Source organism: Streptomyces sp. NPDC028419 (assembly GCF_055565515.1).
This window is the reverse complement of the sequence record NZ_JBVHUE010000026.1, coordinates 116,655-136,131: the sequence shown is the minus strand read 5'-3', so window position 1 is coordinate 136,131 and position 19,477 is coordinate 116,655. Positions and strand designations below refer to the sequence as shown.

At 73.4% G+C, this 19,477-nt stretch carries 17 protein-coding genes and 1 pseudogene; 9 read left to right on the top strand and 9 right to left on the bottom strand.

Features of this window, described 5'->3' with window-relative positions:
* Positions 1-182: 182 nt before the first annotated feature.
* Entirely contained in the window at positions 183-311 is a 129-nt protein-coding gene (locus ACZ4UB_RS27650) for a hypothetical protein (RefSeq protein ID WP_468074164.1), read from the bottom strand.
* Positions 312-678: 367 nt separating this feature from the next.
* Between ACZ4UB_RS27650 and ACZ4UB_RS27645 the strand changes: the two genes are divergently transcribed.
* The 5 genes from ACZ4UB_RS27645 to ACZ4UB_RS27625 all read left to right on the top strand — a co-directional run bounded on the left by ACZ4UB_RS27645 (position 679) and on the right by ACZ4UB_RS27625 (position 5,351).
* A complete protein-coding gene (locus ACZ4UB_RS27645) occupies positions 679-1,827 on the top strand; it encodes an ABC transporter substrate-binding protein (RefSeq protein ID WP_468074162.1) in 1,149 nt (382 codons plus the stop codon).
* A 135-nt stretch (positions 1,828-1,962) separates the two neighbouring features.
* Positions 1,963-3,207 carry a sensor histidine kinase gene (locus ACZ4UB_RS27640; RefSeq protein ID WP_468074160.1) on the top strand — a complete coding sequence of 415 codons (1,245 nt, stop codon included), beginning with the start codon at positions 1,963-1,965 and terminating at the stop codon, positions 3,205-3,207.
* Positions 3,204-3,851: a response regulator transcription factor gene (locus ACZ4UB_RS27635; RefSeq protein WP_468074158.1), complete on the top strand. Its 648-nt coding sequence runs from the start codon at positions 3,204-3,206 to the stop codon at positions 3,849-3,851. Before ACZ4UB_RS27640 ends, ACZ4UB_RS27635 begins: the two co-directional genes overlap by 4 nt.
* Before the next feature lie 403 nt (positions 3,852-4,254).
* A complete protein-coding gene (locus tag ACZ4UB_RS27630) occupies positions 4,255-4,647 on the top strand; it encodes a transposase family protein (RefSeq protein ID WP_468074156.1) in 393 nt (130 codons plus the stop codon).
* Positions 4,644-5,351 (top strand): ISAs1 family transposase, encoded by a 708-nt coding sequence (locus ACZ4UB_RS27625; RefSeq protein WP_468074154.1) that lies wholly within the window; start codon positions 4,644-4,646, stop codon positions 5,349-5,351. The genes ACZ4UB_RS27630 and ACZ4UB_RS27625 overlap by 4 nt, the downstream gene beginning before the upstream one ends.
* 362 nt (positions 5,352-5,713) lie before the next feature.
* On the opposite strand, the gene ACZ4UB_RS27620 is transcribed toward ACZ4UB_RS27625, so the two are convergent.
* The 7 genes and pseudogenes from ACZ4UB_RS27620 to ACZ4UB_RS27590 form a co-directional block, all read right to left on the bottom strand.
* A complete protein-coding gene (locus ACZ4UB_RS27620) occupies positions 5,714-6,199 on the bottom strand; it encodes a hypothetical protein (protein ID WP_468074152.1) in 486 nt (161 codons plus the stop codon).
* An 87-nt stretch (positions 6,200-6,286) separates the two neighbouring features.
* Positions 6,287-6,955, bottom strand: coding sequence for a helicase associated domain-containing protein (locus ACZ4UB_RS27615; RefSeq protein WP_468074150.1), 669 nt, complete (start codon positions 6,953-6,955; stop codon positions 6,287-6,289).
* A pseudogene (locus ACZ4UB_RS27610) lies at positions 6,954-7,139 on the bottom strand (transposase); the annotation flags it as partial. The gene ACZ4UB_RS27615 and the pseudogene ACZ4UB_RS27610, both read right to left, overlap by 2 nt.
* A gap of 66 nt (positions 7,140-7,205) precedes the next feature.
* Positions 7,206-7,685, bottom strand: a complete 480-nt coding sequence (locus tag ACZ4UB_RS27605; RefSeq protein WP_468074148.1) for an FHA domain-containing protein — start codon at positions 7,683-7,685, stop codon at positions 7,206-7,208.
* Entirely contained in the window at positions 7,682-9,727 is a 2,046-nt protein-coding gene (locus tag ACZ4UB_RS27600; RefSeq protein WP_468074146.1) for an AAA family ATPase, read from the bottom strand. The genes ACZ4UB_RS27605 and ACZ4UB_RS27600 overlap by 4 nt, the downstream gene beginning before the upstream one ends.
* Positions 9,727-11,454 (bottom strand): hypothetical protein, encoded by a 1,728-nt coding sequence (locus tag ACZ4UB_RS27595; protein WP_468074144.1) that lies wholly within the window; start codon positions 11,452-11,454, stop codon positions 9,727-9,729. The genes ACZ4UB_RS27600 and ACZ4UB_RS27595 overlap by 1 nt, the downstream gene beginning before the upstream one ends.
* Entirely contained in the window at positions 11,451-13,778 is a 2,328-nt protein-coding gene (locus tag ACZ4UB_RS27590) for a serine/threonine protein kinase (protein WP_468074142.1), read from the bottom strand. Before ACZ4UB_RS27590 ends, ACZ4UB_RS27595 begins: the two co-directional genes overlap by 4 nt.
* A gap of 287 nt (positions 13,779-14,065) precedes the next feature.
* On the opposite strand from ACZ4UB_RS27590, the gene ACZ4UB_RS27585 reads away from it, so the two are divergent.
* Positions 14,066-15,262 carry a macro domain-containing protein gene (locus tag ACZ4UB_RS27585; protein WP_468074140.1) on the top strand — a complete coding sequence of 399 codons (1,197 nt, stop codon included), beginning with the start codon at positions 14,066-14,068 and terminating at the stop codon, positions 15,260-15,262.
* On the opposite strand, the gene ACZ4UB_RS27580 is transcribed toward ACZ4UB_RS27585, so the two are convergent.
* Positions 15,237-15,932: a 4Fe-4S single cluster domain-containing protein gene (locus ACZ4UB_RS27580; protein ID WP_468074138.1), complete on the bottom strand. Its 696-nt coding sequence runs from the start codon at positions 15,930-15,932 to the stop codon at positions 15,237-15,239. The genes ACZ4UB_RS27585 and ACZ4UB_RS27580 overlap by 26 nt on opposite strands.
* Before the next feature lie 225 nt (positions 15,933-16,157).
* On the opposite strand from ACZ4UB_RS27580, the gene ACZ4UB_RS27575 reads away from it, so the two are divergent.
* Genes ACZ4UB_RS27575 through ACZ4UB_RS27565 form a run of 3 tightly spaced genes read left to right on the top strand, consistent with a single transcriptional unit; the run spans position 16,158 to position 19,457 of the window.
* Entirely contained in the window at positions 16,158-17,027 is an 870-nt protein-coding gene (locus tag ACZ4UB_RS27575) for a hypothetical protein (RefSeq protein ID WP_468074136.1), read from the top strand.
* A complete protein-coding gene (locus ACZ4UB_RS27570) occupies positions 17,024-17,785 on the top strand; it encodes a hypothetical protein (protein WP_468074134.1) in 762 nt (253 codons plus the stop codon). Before ACZ4UB_RS27575 ends, ACZ4UB_RS27570 begins: the two co-directional genes overlap by 4 nt.
* Positions 17,760-19,457, top strand: coding sequence for a hypothetical protein (locus tag ACZ4UB_RS27565; RefSeq protein WP_468074132.1), 1,698 nt, complete (start codon positions 17,760-17,762; stop codon positions 19,455-19,457). Before ACZ4UB_RS27570 ends, ACZ4UB_RS27565 begins: the two co-directional genes overlap by 26 nt.
* Positions 19,458-19,477 lie beyond the last annotated feature (20 nt).

The window sequence follows — 19,477 nt, the reverse complement described above, 5'->3', positions numbered from 1 at the left end:
AACGGCAGCGACTACCAGGTGTGGAAGTAGCCGGAACCTGTCGCCGGTGAGCCCCACCCGGGCTCGCTGGCACCCGGCACCGGAACTGGCCGTGCCCTGACTTCACGTCAGGAGCACGGCCAGTCTGCTGGGCTGTGGTGCAGGGGCGTTTCAAAGTTCCGGTGATCATGTAGATGGCCTTGTCAGGGGATGTTCAGCAGGTCCAGCGGCCTGTTGAAGGGGTCGTAGGAGACGTGGCGGAGGCCGGCGGCGATGTTGTGGTGCCCGTGCCGCCGGAGCGTATTGATCGCCAGGTTGCGCAGTGTCGCCATGTTCTCGGGCCCGTGGCCGGTGCGGATCTTCGAGGCGTCCTCGCGGAAGGTGGTGTCGCGGACGAAGTGGAGCCGGTTCTGTGACCTGGCGAGCCGGCCGAGCCGCTGGGGCGAGGCCTGATGCGAGGTCAGGTCCGTGATCGCGTAGACGGTCTGGCGGCTGCACCTGCCGCTCCCCGACCTGAGGTGACGTCAACCCCGGACCTGGCAAGGACTGTTCAACCGTTCGGTTGAACGCGGGTTCCACCTCACGCACGTTTCTCGATCCATACGGACGACGCGGGGAGGCTCCCGGCGGAACCAGAATCACCACGAGCCACCGCGCCGAGAACCGCGCAGGTCCGCCCCATCAGAGAGGTCCCCCAGAGTGTCCAGCTTCCTCAGCAGACGACGTGTCCTCACCGCCGGAGCCGCCCTCGGTCTCGGCGCTCTCAGCACGGTCGGTGCCAACGCGGCCCCTGCGGCCGAGTCCCGGAGCGCCACCGGCACCGGCACCGGCGCCGAAGAGAGCCGGACGCTCGACGAGCTGTACCGGGCCGCGCTCGCCGAGGGCGGCAGGCTCGTCCTCTACGCCGGCGGGGACACCGCGACCCAGCAGGACGGCACCAAGGCCGCCTTCCTGAACCGCTTCCCCGAGATCGATCTGAAGCTGATCGTTGACTACAGCAAGTACCACGACGTCCGCGTCGACAACCAGTTCGCGACCGACACCCTCGTACCCGACGTCGTCCAGCTGCAGACGCTGCAGGACTTCACGCGCTGGAAGGAGCAGGGCCGGCTGCTGCGGTACAAGCCAGCCGGCTTCTCCAAGGTCCACGACGGCTTCAAGGACCCGCAGGGCGCCTGGGTCGCCATCGGCGCGATCGGCTTCAGCTTCCTGTACGGCGTCGCCGCAGCCGGCTCGGACGCACCGCGGACCCCGCTCGATCTGATCGACCCGAAGTGGAAGGGGAGGATCGCGTCCTCGTACCCCCACGACGACGACGCGGTCCTCTACCTCTACAAGCTGTACGCGGAGCAGTACGGCTGGGACTGGGTGGCCGCCCTCGCCGCCCAGGACGTGCAGTTCGCCCGGGGCACCCACTCCCCCGGCCAGGCGGTCTCCGGCGGGGGGAAAGCGATCGGCATCGGGACCGCCGGCTCGCTCGTCCCGCGGGCCACGTCTCCCACCAAGTGGGTGGTCGCCGACGGTCACCCCTTCATGGCCTGGGGGCAGCGGGCGGCGATCCTCAAGCAGGCCGGCAACCCGACGGCCGCCAAGCTCTACCTGAACTGGCAGCTCTCGACCGCCACCCAGCAGGCCTCCTTCAACGGGTGGTCCGTACGCACCGACGTGATGCCCCCGGCGGGCCTGAAGCCCATCTGGGAGTACCCGAACGCGCACATCGACGGCTTCCCCCGGTTCATGGCCGACCGCGCCGAGGTCGAACGCTGGAAGCAGACCTTCGCCCTCTACTTCGGCGAGGTGAAGGGCGAGCCCACGCCCGGCTGGCCGGGGCTGCGTCCGGGCAGCTGACCGGCGGTGGCCCAGCCGATCCGCCCGCGCCCACACCGGACGGATCGGCTGGACCGCTCTTGACATGGCCCATACAGACGGTCGATAGACTCGAGGACCTGTCCGATCGGACCAGTCCGCCCGAGGGGATCTGCCGTGCCCATCCGCGTTCCGCCGGCCGTTCGCGGTGGTCGGCCCACCCTGGAACACGTCTCGCATCTTGTGTTCTTCCTGGTCGTCGGTGCCGCTGTGGTGCGGCTCATCGAGCTCAACGAACCGCTCTGCTGGGACATCGTGACGGTCAGCGGGCTGCTGGCACTGGCGTACGCGGGCGGCCTGGCCTGGTGGGACCGGCTCGGCCCGCTCGGTCGGCACGCCTGGTTTCCGACGTTGCTCCTGCTGTGGACCGTCCTCCTCCTCCGCACACCGCCGCCGTTGACGACCGCTTACGTCTGGTGTGCCGTCCCGCTCGCCTGCGCGGCCCTGCGCGTACTCGGCCGCCGCACCGCCGTGCTCGCAGCCGTCGCGATCACCTGCGTCCTCGTCGGAGCGCTGATCCGGTCCATGGACGGCCTCGACCCGGAGGCCCTCCTGGTCCCCGTGGCAGCCGTCTGGGGAACCGTTGCCCTCTACCGGGCCCAACAGCGGGACGCTGCTCAACGCCAGGCACTCGTCGAGGAGTTGAAAGGCACTCGGGACATCCTGGCGACCCAGCAGCGCGAGGCGGGCGCACTGGCCGAGCGCGCTCGGATCGCCGGCGACCTGCACGACACCCTGGCCCAGGAACTGGCCGGCAGCCTGATGCTGCTCCAAGCCGCAGAACGCGACTGGGACCGAAAGCCGAACACGGCACGCGCCCGCGTCCGCGCCGTGACCGACGGACTCGGCGTCAACATCGCCGAGACCCGGCGGATGATCCAGGACCTCACCCCGTCCACCGTCGCCGACACCGGCCTGGACGGCGCGCTGCGGCTGCTGTGCGTACGCTCCCAGGTGGACGGGACCGCGGCCCGGGTGCGGTTCAGATCGGTCGGGGAGCACCGGCCCGCCCTCGACGAGCACGCCGCCACCGCCTTGTTCCGGGTCGCGCAGAGCACGCTGGCGAACGTACGCGAACACGCCCGCGCCGTGAACGTCACGGTCACCCTCCACTGGCAGCCGAACGAGGTTCAGCTCGAAATGACCGACGACGGAACCGGATTCGACCTGACCGGGGTCTCCGTGCGCGTCTCGCTGCCCGGTCGCGGCTTCGGGCTCCCCGCCGCCCGGGCCCGCCTTCGCGAACACGGCGGTGACCTCGACGTCAGCAGCGCGCCGGGCCGGGGGACGACGGTCCGGGCCACCGTCTCCGCGCGGCCCCGGCATGCCGTCGCGCCCGCCCCCACGGCGGCCGCCGGATGACCGCCGGACAGCTCCGCGTGCTGATCGCGGACGATCACGCCGTGGTACGTGCCGGGCTGCGCGCGCTCCTGGAAGGCGAACCCGGTCTCGAGGTGATCGCCGAAACTGGCAGCGGCGCGGAAGCCGTCCGGCTGACCTCGCAGTTGATGCCGGACATCACGCTGATGGATCTCCGGTTCGGGGGCTCGGGCGGCGGCATCGACGGCATCGAGGCCGTCCGGCGGCTCGCGACCGAGGCGCCGGGCGTGGCGGTGGTGATGTTGACCAGCTACGCCGGACGGGCCGATGTCGTACGCGCGCTGGCTGCCGGGGCGCGCGGTTACGTGCCGAAGGCCGGGCCACCCGAGGACCTGTTCCGGGCCGTCCGGGCCGCCGCCGCGGGCTCCGTGGGACTGGCGCCGGAGATCGTGGGTGAACTCGTCGGGCAAGTGGTCAGCCCAGAAAACGAGTTGAGCGGACGTGAGATCGAGGTCGTCGGGCTGGTGGCGGAGGGCCACAGCAACCGGGCCATCGCCGAGGCACTGTTCCTCAGCGAGGCCACCGTCAAGACCCATCTCGTCCGCATCTATCGCAAACTCGAGGTCGACAACAGGGCGGCAGCCGTGTCGGAGGCCGTCCGCAGGGGTGTTCTCGACCTCACCTGATCCCGGGCGAACGGTCGGTTGCCGTAACCACGTACGGCTCGCCTGCCTGCGCGAATGCAGCAATCGCTCTGCGGAATCGCCACCAGCGGCGCCTCGGATGTCAGGCAGCCGGGCAGCGGCGGTCAGGGGATGAAGACGGCGAGCACCCACAGGTGGGGAACGGGCAGGTCGGGCAGGATCACGTAGTGGGCGATGGTTCCGGGCAGGGTGATCTCGCGGACGGAGTCGTCGAGATCATAGCGGTCGGCCTGGGGCCAGGACAGGGCGTTTCAAAGTCCCGGTGATCATGTGAGTCTGCAGGCCACAGCGGCGCGGTGAGTCTGGGCTGGCCCGTCACGAACGCAACGAAACTCCAGTTGGACGGGGTGACCTTCCCAAGTCGCCCTGAACCACCGGAGTTTCGATGTGCCGTCAGTCTGCCACCGTCTGTCTGGTCAAGTCGCCTGCTCTGGAGGGTGTGGCGGGATTGTCGCTGGTGGAGCGGTTGCGGCTGCTGCCTGATCCGCGTCGGCGCCGAGGGGTGCGTCACCCGTTCGTGGCGGTGCTGCTGGTTGCCGCCTCGGCGGTGATCGCCGGCGCGCGGTCGTACGCGGCCATCGGACAGTGGTCCGCGAACGCTCCGCAGCACGCTCTGGCCCGGCTCGGCGCCCGCGCGGTGGGCGCGATGGGCGTGCGGGTGGCACCAAGCGCCGCCACGATCCGGCGGGTCGTCGGCCAAGTCTGCCCCGGCGGCCTGGCCGACCTGACCGGCACCGATCCCGGCGGCGCCGTGCCGCCCACCTGCTGGCCGCGATGACCGGAGACGGCCGGACCGTCACCCAGCTGCGGGTTCCCGACAAGACCAACGAGATCACCTGTTTCGCCGCGCTGCTGGCGCCTTACGACCTGACCGGGGTCACGGTCACGGCGGACGCCCTGCACGCCCAGCGCAGTCACGCGCGCTTCCTGGTGGAGGAGAAGAAGGCCCACTACCTGCTGGTAGTCAAGGCCAACCAGCCCGAACTACACCGCAGGCTGCGGTCGCTGCCCTGGAAGGACGTCACCGCACGCCGCTACGACCGCGAGATCGGCCATGGCCGCAGGGAGACCCGGGCGACCAGAGCCCTCACGGTCACCGGCCTCCCCCTGGACTTCCCCCACACCGCCCAGGCCGTGCGCAACCTGCGTCACCGCACGGACATCGTGACCGGCACCGTGAGCCGCCAGATCATCTACGCGATCACGGACCTGACCTCCCATCAGGCCTCGCCCCAGCGGCTCGGCCAGCTCGCCCGCTCGCAGTGGACCATCGAGAACCGACTGCACTTCGTCCGCGACACCACCTTCCGCGAGGACGCCTCGAAGATCCGCACCGGCCACGGCCCCGAGCACATGGCCACTCTGCGCAACCTGGCGATCAACACCCTCCGCGCCGCCGGGCACCACAACATCGCCGCCGGCCTCCGACACTCCTCCTACGAGCCCTTCACCCGCCCGCTCGACCTCCTGGGCATTGCCTGACCAGCCGGTCCACGTGATCACCACAACTTTGAAACGCCCCTGGGGGCGCTGACGGCAGTAGGACAAGAATGGTACGAACGCATCCGGACCCTCGCATCACTCGCCAGGGGTCCGCTCGCCGTTCAGATAGGCACGCATCGTCTTGGGATCGCGGCCCGGCTCGTACGGGAGGTGGCGCGCACCCGTAGCGCGCTCGACGTCACCGCGCTGGCCTTGGCCCTCTTGGAGGCGGGCCCGGCCACAGGGGCGGCCTCGGCCTCGCACGAGGTGCCGCACTGGCCGTCGATCGTTCGGCATCACCCGGTCCCGCCGCGTAGCCACGACATCCACAGCTGTCGCGTCTCAACGGAGTTTGACCAGTCTCACCGAAGTTTGATCACCGCGACGGGGGCTGGTCCGAGGAACAATGAAGCCAGGTGTAGGGGAGTGGCCAGTTGCGGGCCCGCAACGCGTGTCTCTCCGGCGCGCTGGGTGGCTGCCGCTTCCAGTAGGGGCCAGCCGTCGACCTCAATAGCCTGCCGCTCTCCCGGCTGCCACCCGCTGGCCAGCGCCACGTCGAGCAGGGCACGGACGGCGCCGGGCTCGTGCAGGTTCAGGGCTGTGCCCTGGGTGAAGCCCACGTCCCCGGAGCCGAAGGGGGCCCCGCCTGGTACGTATCGGCCTGGCCCGTCGGCGAAGGCAATGTGCAGAGGGCCGCCGGTGTCGGCTGGCTGCGGGGTCAGGGTGAGGATGTGGCGGCAGTTTAGGGACCGGCCGTCGTGGTCCTTTTGGTGGCTGTGGCGCATCGTCCACATGTACACGCGCCCGTCGGCGACCAGCTGGCGGGGCTTCTTCGAATGGCGAGGCACGCAGCCGAGGGTACGCGGCCTGATCCGGGCCTGCCGGACCGAGCCAGCGGGCACTTCGGCGGCTGGAGCTGGAGCTGGAGCTGGTGGTCAAGGGCGGGCCCACTCCACACCCGTCTCGGCGAGGGCTGCGAGCTGTGTCTGGTCGAGGTGGTTACGGCGTTGCTTCTGGTTGGCGCGCCAGATCCCGGTGCGGTGTGCGGTCCCGTCGGCCAGGACCTGGATAATGTCGCGCCCCGGCAGCCGACCTTCCCGTGCGGTGTACTGCGCGAGCGCCTCCACGCCCCTCTGGAACGCCTCGCCGCCCTTGCCCGGCCCAGCCGCCGCAGTGGCCTTCGCGGGCGCCTTCCGTGCCCGGACAGCCTTCTTCACGCCGAGCTTGCCGAGCCGTCGCTGCTGCTCGGTGTTGAGTTTGCTGAAGTCCCGTTGCTGGGTGGTGAGCCAGCGTCCGATGTCCTCGCTGTGCCGGGTGACTCCGGGCACGACGTCGGCGATCCGGGCCCCCTCTGCGAGGAGTTGTGTGAGGTAGGCGTACTGGCGTTGCCAGTCGACGGTCCACCCCACCTCCCGCGGGTTCCAGTCGTGATCGATGGCCGCGAGTGCGTCGGCCCGCCGTCGGGCGCGTTCGGGGTCTTTCCCGAGCCCGCCGGGGCGCCGGATGTTCGTCAGCCACTGCCCGACGGCCTTGTCCAGGGCGCTGGCGTTCCGCGGGGCGGCCAGGGTGCCGTGCAGCTCGTAGTAGGCGCGCGCGGCCGCCATAGACGGTCTGCCAGGATCCGTAGCGTTCGGGCAGGTCACGCCATGGAATGCCGGTCCGTGTCCGGTAGAGGACACCGTTGACGACGGTCCGGTGATCCGCCCAACGACCACCCGGCCCGCCAGTCTCAGGCAGCAACGGAGCTATGTGTTCCCACTGAGCATTCGTCAGTTCATGCCGACGCACCATGACCGACTCATGCCCACAACGGCAACAGATCCACCACCCGGGGCAAGAGCCGTCAGACACTGCCTAGGCGCCGCGGCCCAGCTTGACCGTGCAGCTGATCCGGGGGCCCAGGCGCAGTCGGTCCCCGTCGGTCAGGGGGTACGGCCGACCGGCCACCAGGTCGGTTCCGTTCAGCCGGGTGCCGTTGACCGCGCCCGGCAGTTCCTCGGTGACGGTCGCGGACCCGTCCGCCGCGACGGCCACCCCCGCGTGACGTCCCGAGACCGTGCGGTGGTGGGCGAGCGCGGCGGCGGTGCCCGGCGCCCAGTTCGGGTCACGGCCCAGCCCGGCCACCGTACCGGGCACGACGGTCAGGGTCAGCGGGACCTCCAGGAAGCGCAGTACGGCGGGCAGGCAGGCCGAGGGGGCCGATGGCCGCGGCTGCGCCACGACCGGCCCCGGGACGGGACGGGGCCGCACCGGGATGATCGGCGACACCTCTTCCCAGTCGTCCTCGTCCTCGCCCCACCCGTCTCCCCCGTCATCGGACCCGGGCCGGCTCATCCTTCGCCCGCCAGGGTCTCGATCTCGATCTCCACCTGTCCGTCCTCGCGCTCGCGGACCCCTCGCAGCAGTACCGTCGCCCCCGCACCCGCCCCGGGCCGGTCGAACAGTTCGCAGGCCAGCGGGTTGAGCAGGTGCGTCTCCAGCACCATCCCGACGCCCCGACCGCCGTTCCACAGGTCCCGGGTGCAGTACGTGGCCAACTGGGCCCGGGCCTCGGGCGCGAGCTCCAGGCGAAGGCCGTGTTCGGCGGCCAGCTGGCGCCGGATGTTGCCGATCTGGAGGTCGAGGATCCGGCCGGCCGTCTCCTCGGTGATGAATCCGAACACCACGACGTTGCCGCCGATGCGGTTCATCAGCTCGGGTCGGCCCACGACCGCCTCGAAGTGGTGCTTGACGTTCTTCTTCACCTGCCGCGCCAGTTCCAGGTAGGGGGTGCCGGGCTCGACGATCCACTTCCGCTCCTCGGTCACCGGATCCGTCCGCTGGACCCCGAGGTTCGAGGTGAAGATCAGGACGCACTCGCTGAAGTACGTCGTGACTCCTTGGCCGTCGGTGAGGCGCCCGTCCTCCAGTACCTGGAGGAACTTGTCCAGGACGCCCTTGTCCGCCTTGTCGATCTCGTCGAAGAGGATCACCCGGAACGGGTTCGCGCGCACCGCCGTGGTCAGTTCGCCGCCCGCCTCGAAGCCGACGTATCCGGGTGGCGCGCCGACGAGCCGGTCGGCGGAGTGCGCCGCGGAGAACTCGCTCATGTCGAAGCGCAGGTAGGCCTGGTCGCTGTCGAAGAGCACCGCGGCGACCGCCTTGGCCAGCTCGGTCTTCCCCGTTCCGGTCGGTCCGGCGAAGAACAGGGTGCCGCGGGGTCGGTGTCCGGGGGTGCTCGCCTGGGCTCCGGACAGGCCGAGCGCCGCCCGCTTGAGGATGGCGAGCGTCATCGAGACGGCCGCTTCCTGGCCCAGGACCCGGGCGGGGATCTGCCGCTCCCCCGCGCTGATCCGTTGCCGGATCTCCTCGCGCCGCCACGGGTTCTTCTCCACGCCGAGCCGGTAGACGCGCACCGCGTCGGGCATCGCCGTGAAGGGCATGCGGCGGGCCAACGCCAGGCGGGAGCTCTCCCGCATCGCCCGCAGGCTCAGGCCCGCGGCGGCCCGGGCGAAGGCGTCCGCGGCCGAGGCGTCCCGCAGCCCGGCCTCCCCGGGTCGGCCCTCCCCCGTACCGAGTTCCGGTATCGCGGGCCCGTCCGCGCCCCGGCGTGCCGCCGCCGCGGCCTCGGCGTGCTCCCGCTCCAACAGCACGGCCATGCGGCGCCGTTCGTCGGCGTCGGGCTCGGGGACGGCGATGGTACGGATCCGCTCGCTGCCGGAGACCAGCCAGTTCGGCAGGTCCCGTTCGCCGTCGGCGAGCCAGATGATCGGGTTGAACAGCTCGGGACCGGTGGGGTCGGCGGTGCGCAGCGAGGTGAGCGGGTTCGGGGGGACGAGCGGGGCGGAGTCGGCCAGTTTGAGGCAGGCGACGAAGAAGTCCCGTTCCGCCTCGGTGAGTCGGCCCGGGTCGGCCGTCAGCCGTGCGGCGTGGTCGATGATCAGGGCGACCCGCAGCGGAGCCGGTTCGGTCCCGCCGTTCGGCGCCGCTTTGCGCCGGTCGGCCCAGCCCGTCACGAGCTCGTGCAGGAGCGGTACGGCTTCCTGGAGTTGCGGCGGCCGGTGCGGGCGGCCGATCCGAGCCAGGGTGTCCGGTCCGCTCTCCGCCAGCAGGTGCTCGACCAGTTCCTTCTCCGTCGCCTTGAGCACCCAGAAGCCCGAGATCTGGTCGTAGGCGACGAGCGCCTGGTAGCCCTGCCCGCGCAGGGAGTTCCACAGCATCTCGAACAGGGTGACGTGCCGGTCGCCCCGGGGCCTGCGCACCAGGTACTGGTCCCGGATGTTGCCGTGCAGGACGTACTGGGCGTGCACGCTGAGCGTGCCGGTCAGCTCCTCGACGAACAGCGGACCGCTCTGGCGCGGCGCGGCCGTCTTGACCATGCGGTCGGGGGTGCCCATCAGCTCGTCCTCCTGCGGTCGTCGGTCACGAACCGGGCCTTGGGCCCTGCGGGCCGGTGGTCCGCGGCCGTCCGGTCCTGCTCCCGCTCCTGCTGCCGCTCCTGCTCCCGGGGGTCCTCCATCTCCAGGACGACGGCACCGTCGCCGCCCCGCACCCCGGGGACGGCCGACCCGCTCTCCGTGAAGGACAGCGGTAGTTCGAGGCCCCACCGGCGCCCCGCCTCCCGCAGTTCCTCCAGGTGCCCGCGCGCCTCGTGGCACCGCCGGGCGTCCAGGGCCAGGTCCGCCGGGCCGCGCGGACCGGGGTGCTCCTCGTACATGGTGACCAGTTCGGTCCCGCCGTCGCGCACGGTGACCCGCAGCCAGTGGCCGGGCCACCAGCCGGCCGGGGTCAGGTCGAAGCACGCGGGTGCGTCGGCGCCGCCGCCGGCCGCCCCGGCGTCCGCGGCCGCCGGGGCGGCGAACTGGGCGACGGCCCGCCCGAGCAGTTCCCGGGTGTAGCGGCCCTCCAGGTCCGCGAGCCGTTGCGTCACCCGCCGGTCCACCGCGCGCTGCTCGTCCGGGGTCAACGACCGCCCGCCCTCCAGGGCCTTGCGCAGCAGGGCGGTCTCCTCGGCGGCCGGGGTCAGCTCCGGTTCGCCCGGCGGTGCCTCGGTGAGGAGGAATGCGAGTTGGACGGCGGCCTTCTCCTGCGCGGCGAGCCGGGCCCGTACCGCGCGGTTGGCGTCCGTCACGAAGCGGCGCGCCTCCCGCAGGTGGCTGCGGGCCTTCGCGGGCCGCTCGGCGGCGCATTCGACGGCGTACCGTACGGCCGCCACGGCCAGCTCGGCGTCCTTGGCATCGGCTCCCGGCTCCAGCAGGGCCAGCAGCTCGGCCCCCGACTCCTCGGCCTCCGGCCGGCCCAGCCCGTCGGCCGCGGGCGGCTGGGGCAGGGCGGCGGGCACGGCCGCCACCGGGTCCGCCTGATGGGCTCGTACGGCGGCCTCGCGGCGAGCCAGCATGCGGCGGCGCCACTCCTCGCCGTCCGGGGCGTTGGCGGCGTGCGTCGCCTGCTCCATCGTCCAGCGCGCGTGGGCCGCCTCCGCGTCCCGCAACGCCCGCTCCATCAGGGCCAGTTCCACACGCAGCTCGCCGAGTCGGGCGCCGTTGCAGGTCAGCGCCGGCGGCAGGTCCGGGAGGGGCGGCGGGGGCGTGTCGGGCAGGGTGGCGAAGGCCGTCCGGCGTACCCGGGCCAACAACGCGGCGCGGCGCGCGTTGGCCCGTACCGCCGCGAACGCGGCCGCCTCCCACTGGGCGGTGGCGGCGGCGGCGATCTGCTGACCGCGCTCCAGGCACCGCTGCTCGTCGGCGGCGCGCACGGCTGCCGCGGCCAGCACGTGGGTGGCGACCAGCGCGGCGCGTCCCACGAACAGGGCGCCGCTGAGCGCGCCCAGGGCGACGAGGGCCGGCTCCACGAGTTCCTGGAGGGCGTGGCCCGCGGCGTCGAGGGCGTGCGAGGCGGCCGCCTGGGCCCCGTCGACGGCGTGCGAGGCGCCGTGCTGGAGGAACGTGCCGTCCGCCAGGGCGCCGTGGGGCAGGCCCTGGGGCAGGGAGCCGGCCGTGTGGTGGAGGACGTCGCTCGTTCCCGGCACGCCCGTGGCCGCGGGGAAGCCCGCCGTGGCGGGCGTCGGGTAGGTGACCGTCGGCAGGATCTCGAAGATCGAGGGGTAGGCCATGCCGTAGCTCATCGGTTCCTCCGGGTGGGTGCGACGGGCGGACCGGGTGCGGCGGCCGGGGCGGTCCGGCGGCGCGTCCGGGCCCGGCGGGCGTTCCGGGTGCGGCGGCGCCACTCCCACCAGCGCCGTAGCGTCCACACCGTCAGGGCGGCGACGGTCGCGGCGGGCCAGACCCAGGGGGCCCGGGCGACGGCCCAGAGGCCCAGCGCCCCCAGCGCGATCAGGATCACCGCGCCCACCGCCTCGCTGCGCCGGCCGCGGGACCGGGCGCCGCGGGCGGGCCGCTCGCCGGTGCGGATCACCAGGCCCGCCAGGGACCGCGCCGGGTGGTAGGTGTGCGGGCCGATGTAGACGGCGATCCACAGCTCCAACGCGAAGACGGCCGCGGCCGCGGGCAGCGCGAGCATCCAGGCGAGGACCACGTCGCGCTGGTCGGCCCGGCCGAGCAGGTCGGCCAGCCCGATGACGAACATCCACGGCGCGGTGGCCACGGTCGCCCCCAGCAGGGCCCAGCCCAGGGCCGGCGGCCGGTCGAGCCGCCGCAGGAACTCGGAGCGGGCGTCCAGCTCCTGGGCGAAGAGCCGCTCCAGTTCGCGGACGCGCAGCTCTTCCCGCCGGGCATCGGCTTCCTGCCGGGCGAGCCCGGACAGCAGGAGGGCCGCCAGCAGCCGCAGCGGGTTCTCGTGGTCGGCGCGCAGCGCGCGGTACCACGGGGGCGGGGTGCCCCCGGCGCGCCGGTCCCAGGCGGTGCGGCGCAGCAGCAGGCCGCTCATGCCCTCCGGTTCGCGGGCCAGGCGCAGCAACCGGGCGTCCAGGTCTCCGGTGCGGTTCAGCAACCTCGCCGCGGCCCTCCGGTCGCTCGGGCCCCCGCGGACGAACAGGTCCGCGGTCGCCTCCCGCCAGTTCTCCCGGTACTGCTGCCAGCGCCGCTGTACGTCGTCGAGCCCTTCGCCGCCGGGGCGGGCGCTCAGCAGGGGCAGCAGCCGGTGCCGGACCAGGGCCGCCACCAGCTCCCGGCCGCGGTCGTCGCCCCGTACCGCGTCCCGCTCCAAGTCCGCGATGCCCAGGGTGTCCAGCGGGATCCCGTGCCAGGAGGCGGGCAGCAGCGGACCCATCCAGTTGAGCAGGCGCAGCGTGGTCGGCGGGTCCGGGGGCTGGGCGAGCAGACCGCGCAGCGCGTTCAGTTCCTCGGTGTCCTGCGGGGACCGGCCGGGCCCGCCGGCGAACTGGCCGAGCCAGGCGACCAGCCGGTCGCGCCCGCGGCGGTCGCGCAGCAGCTCTTCGGCGGCGCGCCACTGCAGGTCGAACCGGCGGGCCAGTTCCTCGGTGCTGGCGACCTCGCGGCCCAGGAAGGCGAAGGGTTCGACCGCGGGGCGCGGCGGCAGGTCCTCGGGCGCGGCGCCGGTGGTGCGCGGGGCCACCGGCGGGGAGTCGCCGCCGAGCCAGCGGGCCACGTGGTCGGCGCCCCAGCGGTGTTCGGGGGCGCGGGTGAGCAGGCCGTGGCAGAGCATCAGCAGCCGCGGGTCGCTCACCAGCGGGAGTTCGGGGTCGTGGGTGGCGATCTCCGCGAGCACCTCCTCGTCACCGCGGAAGTCGATGGGGTGGCGTCCTCCGGCGAGTTCGGCCACGACCATCCCCACGGACCACCAGTCGGCGGCGGGGGTGACGCTCTGCCGGTGCGTGCTCGCCTCGGGGGCCAGGTAGAGGGGCTTCCCCTTCCAGTCCCGGCGGCGCGGGGAGTCCTCGTCCGCGCCGGTGTGCACGGCCGCGCCGAAGTCGACGAGGACCAGGTCGAGGCGGTCCTCGTTCTGGGTGCGCACCACGATGTTGTCCGGGGTGACGTCGCGGTGGACGACGTCCCGCGCGTGCGCGGCGCACAGCGCCTCGTGCAGGTGGGCGACCACCGTGCGGACCAGGGCCGCGGGCAGGGGGCCGGGGTGGCGGGCGTGGTACTGGGCCAGGGTCGTCTCGCCGTAGGAGGGGAGCAGTTCGTACGGATGCCCGTCGGCGGTGCCGTGCTCCAGGACGCGTACGACGTGGCCGCCGAGGTCCCCGCTCAGCACCCGGCGCACCTCGGGGTCGGGTGCGAAGGCGCGGTGGTACCACTTCATGACCAGCGGGACCGCGGGATCCCGGTGGCGGGCCTCGCGGTCCTTGACCCGGGCGACGACCGCCTGGGAGGGGCGCCGGACATCGCTGAGGACCTCGGTGAGGTCGAGGCGTTCGCTCAGCGAGGCGGGTACGCGGTCGAGTCCGCGGCGGGTTTCCTCGGGTCCGGAGGCGAAATCCTCGGCGAATCCCTCGGGGTCCACTTCCGTGGGCGGCAGCGTCGTCATGACTTCCGACTCCCCTCAAGAGAGTGAGTGCATAAATGCACGATATTTTCTGGAGCATTTGCGACATCCAGCCCTAAGAGCCTCGATTCGAAGGGTTCGGATTCACCAGGTCCGGGTTTAGTGCTTCCGGATTTACTGATTCCGCATTCATGGGGCGGCGAGTCGAAGGGATTCGGTGCGCATATCCCGCTCGTCCGACCGGCGCCGGGCAATGAGACCAGATCGTTCCGGGCCATTCCCGGTACGGGCCGCCCTCCCGTCCGGCAACCGCGATTATCGTGTCGGCCATGAGCCCGCAGACTCCCGCGTCCGCGCCCGACCAGCGGTCCCCCACGGCCCCGGCCGGCGCCGAACTGCCCTCCCACGCCCACCTGACGGAAGAACTGCACGCCCTGCGCCGACCCGGCCTCGCGGCACTCAGACGCATCCGACCGCAGGCCCTGGGACGGGCCGCCGCCGCGGCCGGCTTCGCGGCCGGGTCCGCGGATGAGGCGGCGGATGCGGCCGCGGGCATCGAGGCCCTGCTCCAGGCCGCCGTACGACGGCTCGCCGCCGCACCCGGCCCGGCGTCCGAGGACACGGACGGCCGGCGCGCCGATCCCCTGGGCCGGGCCGCCGCCCACACCTTCGGGCTGCTCCCCGGCCGGCGCGGCGCCCCCGCCCAGGACCGCCGCAAGGCCGCGGCCGCCGTGTACGGCGTCACGCCGGAGCGGTTCCGCCGGGGTCAGGAGCAAGAGGTCATCGCCGAACTCGCGGGCGCCGCCCTCGCGCTGGCCCGCGAGGCCATGGCGGGACCGCCGGCTCCCGCGCACCCCGGCGCGCTGCCCGATCCGCCCGCCCGCGCGGCCGGGCCGGCCCTGCCCGCGGCCACGCTGCGGCGCATCACCGTGCACGTGTCCTCCGTGGAACTGCTGCGGGACATCGACATCCTGGTGTCCTCCGAGAACACGCACATGGAGATGTCCAAGACCTTCCGCCCCACCGTCTCGGGCGCGCTGCGCCGGGCCGCCGCGGTGCGCAACGCGGGCGGGGAGATCACCGATGACGTGCTCACCAGGGAGCTCGGCGACTGGATGCGCGCCCACGGCCGCACCGGCCTGCCGGTGCGGCCCGGGATCGTCGTCCCCACCTCCTCGGGCGCCCTCGCGGATCGCGGGGTCCGCCGCATCTACCACGCGGCCGTCGTCCGGCCCCTGGGCAACGACGTCCGCTACCAGGTGGACCCGCAGACGCTGGCCGACGCCGTCGCGGCCGTCTTCGCCCGCGCCAACGCCGAACGGGACGCCTACGACCCGCCCCTGACATCGATCTGCTTCCCCCTGCTCGGTGCCGGGCAGGGCGGCCTTCCCCCCGTCAAGGCCGCCCGCTGGCTGCGCTGGGCCGTTCAGGAGGAGTTGAGCCGACACCCCGACTGGACGGTGCATTTCGTAGCCCGCAGGCCCGAGATGGCCCGGCTCCTCACGGACGCCAGCTCCGCCCCCTGAGTCGCAGCCCATTCCCCTCCAACCACCTTTCGTAGAAGACGAGTTCCCCACGGGCCGGCACGCCCAGGAGGTGGGCCGCCGGGGCTTCACCGGGCTCCTGCCCCGGCTCCACCACGATCTGGACGGCCCGGCCCGTCGACCGCCGCCCCAGGTGGGGCGCGTACCGCTCCCGGCCCAACGCGGTGCGCGGGAGCAGCCGCTGGTTCGCCGAACCGCGCCAGACGAGCCCGGTCGGCTCGGCGATCCGGAACCTCCCCGCGATCACCGCGTCCGCGTGCCGCAGGGCCCGTAGCCTGGGCGGGTCCCACTCCTCCTGTTCGTAGCCCGTGTAGACGAGGAAGTCCGGGCGCGGACCGTCCCGCACCCCTCGGGCACCCGCCGCCTCGTCGCGCAGCCGGTCCGCCCCGGCCAGGAACTCCTCCAGGGCCCGGGCCTGTTCGAGCGGCTCCCCACCGCTGACGGTCAGGCCCTGCGCGCCGCGGTCCAGCGCGTCGCGCCACAGGTCGAGCAGCTCGCGCACCGACGACCCCGTGCCGCCCCCCGGCGCCCAGGTGTGCCGCGACATGCACCCCGCGCAGGCCAGCGGGCAGCCCTGCAACCAGACGCCGAGACGCCGGCCGGGGCCGAGCGTCTCCAGCGGGAAATGCGTCCCGCTGATTTCGATGCGCACCGCACCCTCCCCCGGTGGACGGGAATCGAGTATCAACGGAATTACCCGCCCACCGCAAACCCTTCCCGAGAATGATCCGGTCGTTTTCCGGGCGCCGACCAGTCGACTTCGGGTGGCGCACGTCGGTGGCCGGGAACCCGTCGAATTACGGCCCTCTTTCTGCTTTCCTTCGGTTACCCTCCTGCATCTGGAGCGGGGGCAGCGGAGAAGGGGGAATCCGTCATCATGATCGCCACGGACCAGATCCGAGGACCCGCGCGCCGGGCCCGGCTCGGGCGGACCACCGCCTACCGGGCCCGGCGCCGCGGCCGGCTCGACGCACCCGGCCTGCGCCCCCTCCTGCCGACGCTGCCGCCACCGGAACCGGGCGTGCTCCTGGAACTCCCGGAGATCGTGACCCCGTTCGTGATGGAGGCCCAGGCGGGCGCGCTGCGCGCGGTCGGCCAGTTGCGCTCCCGGCTGCTGCGCGACAAGCGGCGGTTGATCGTCGAGATCCATGCGGAGTCGGTGCGCGTGGTGACCCAGTACGACGTGCGGGCCGAGCCGTCACCGGCCGCGCTCGCCCGCTACGGCGAGACGGTCGGGGGCTGGCGGGCCGACGCCGAGCTGTGCCGCGCCCGGGCCACGGCCCTCACCCACGAGGCCAACCAGCGGCTGGCCTGCTACTGGGACGCGGTGTGGCTGACCGTCCAGACCGCCCGGGCCGAGGAGCGCCGGCTGGCCGCGCAGGCGCGCCGCGCACGAGGGCGGGCCCGGACCCCTCAGCAGGCCCGGACGCCGGATGCGCCCCCGGCACCGGCATGGGCGCCGGCGGCGGGAGGAGCGACGGCGGGGGAACCGGCCCAGCCGCCCTTCACCGCCCGTCCCGCGCACTGGCTGCCGGGCCGCGTCACGCTCGACGCCACCTGGGACGACGTGGACGCGTGGCTGCTCACCGGAGGCACCCCGGCATCGTCCCCGCCGGCGCACGCGCGCACCCACGCCGTCGCCCGGGCGTTGGAGATCCTCGACACGCAGTCCAGGAGGGACGGGGCGGGCGCCCCGACCGGACACCGGCCGCGCCCGGCCGCCGACCAGCAGGGGGGAATCCGATGACGGCCCACCACGCGCGGCCGCGCCCACGCCCGCCGCACGCCGCCCTGCCGCTGGCCGCCCTCACGCTGGGCGCCCTGCTCGCCGCGGTCGGCTGCTCCAGCGAGAAGCCCGCGGCCGTCAGCACGCCGTGCGCGGTCGTCCTGGACGGCTCCGGCTCCGGTTCGCCCAAGGACGGGTTCGACGCGAAGGCCAAACTCGACGCGACGATCGTGCCGTTCATGAAGAAGCAGGGCTGCGGCACGATGGCCTTCGCGCCGATCACCCGCTCGTCGAAGGCCTCCCGCTGCCGGGTCAACGACGTCGACCTCGACCCTCCGGCCGAGAGCACCGACGACGTGGCGGCCGTCAGGCAGGAGGCCATGGCACGGGCCGTGGTCGCGGCCCGCACGATGCTGAAGTGCGCGCAGGAGACCGAGAGCGGATCCGACGTCCTCGGTGGCATCGCACGCGCCGCCGAGGCGATCCCCTCGGGTGACGCGCGCGCGGCCCTGCTCGTGGTCAGCGACTTCGAGCAGGCGGACCCGGAGTTCTACCTGGACTCCAAGACCATCGCCACCCCCGAGGCCCGGACGAGCGCCGTCGAGAAGCTGGTCGGCCCCCGCGGGGTGCCGGAGCTCTCCCGCATGGACCTCTACCCGGTCGGCTACGGCATGAGCCACGAGGCCAAGCCCAGCGAGTACGAACCGTTCGACGCCTTCTGGACGGAGATCCTGGAGAGGAGGGCCAAGGCCCGTGTCCACGACGACTACCGGCGCTGATCCCGGCCCCATACCCCGACGTGCCCGGTTCGCCCGCCCGTTCCGGCGCCGGCCCGACGCCGGAGCGGGCGCCGCCCGGGGCACCTCGGCGCCCACCCGGTCGCAGCGCCGGCCCTACGTCGTCGAGGACCCGGACCAGCGCCGATTGCTGAGCGAGGCCCGCCGCCGCGGCGCCAAGGTGGCCAAGTCCGGCGTGCTGGACCCCTGGGTCCTGGCCAGCGGGGACCGGGTGCCCTACTTCGCCCAACTGGCCGCCATGCGCGACCTCGTGCGCAGCCGGCTGAGCGCGGCCGCGGCGGAGGAGGCGGCCCGGGCGCACACGGAGGAGGCGAACGCCGTCTCGGCCGCCGCCGGCTACGAGCAGGAGGTGCGCAGGATCGAGGAGCAGCTCGCCGAGAGCGAGCGCTGGCTGACCAGGAACCGGTCCCAGCTGGACCGGCTCGCCGCCCGGGCCGTGCGCTGGGAGCACTTCCGGGACGGTGTCCGGGAAGAGCTGGAGGAACGCTGGCTGCGCGCCCGCTTCGGCGACATCGACCCCGACCCCGATCCCGACCGGGCCGGGGGTACGGACGCCCGCGCGCGCGGGGACGCGGACGCGCCGGGCCCCGGGGCTCGCGGCGCCGGGGCCCGCAAGGCCGGGGCCCACGGGGGCGGGGCGGACGACGCGGACGACGGCCGGGGAGAACCGGACGCGCTGTCCCCCGGCCCGGAGGACGAGGACTGGCAGTCGGTGGATCCGAGTCCGACGGCCACCCCGGCGGCCGGCGCCGACTCCCGCCGCGACCCGGCCGACCCCCGTCCGGCGTACCGGCAGGCGGACCAGCAACTCCAAGGCGAACGGGCCCTCTTGTGGGAGGGGCTGTCGACGCGGCCCGGCCTGCCGCGCTGGATGGTGTGGGCCCTGCCCCTGGTCATCGCGGCCGTGGAGGTGCCGATCTACTGGATCGCCTTCCAGCCCTTCCACGGGGCGGGCAGCACGGAGTCGGACGCCCTGTCGGGCACCCTGGCCGTCTCGGCGGCCATCGTCATGGTGGTCATCCCCCACCTCGCCGGCCGCGCCCTGCGCAGCCGGTCCGGGACCGCGTCGGCGAAGGGCATCGGACTGCCCGCGGTCGCCCTGCTCGCGGTGTGGGGGTTCTCCGCCTGGGCCCTCGGCCACCTGAGGTCCAAACTGGTCTTCCGGCACCGCGTTCCGCAGCCGCTCTCCCCGGATCTCGACGGCGTCGCCGGAATCGGGGATCTGCGGCCGACTCCGACGCTCGTGGACAGCCTGCACCTCGAACCGACCACCGTGACCTGGATGTTCGTCGCCCTGCTGCTGCTCTCGGGAGGCATCGGCCTGCTGCTCGGGCTGTTGCGGGAACACCCGTACCTCAACTCCTACCGCTCCCACCTGGAGTTGCGCGCCCGTCTGGTGCACGCGAGGGAGGCCGCCGCCGCGGCCGCGGGGCGGGCGCGGGCGCTGGAGTCGACCGCCGACGCGCGCGCCGAGCTGCGCGGCCACGCCCTGGGCGCCCGGCTGCGGTCGACGACCGAGCTCTACGAGGCCGCGGCGCACGCGTTCCTCCAGGAGGTGATGGAGAAGGCGGCCGATCCCGCGGTCACCGAGTCCGCCATGCGCCTCTCGTCGCGCACCTGGCCCCTCCTGCCCGCCCCGCCCGCCACGCCCTGATCCGGCGGGCCCGGAGCACG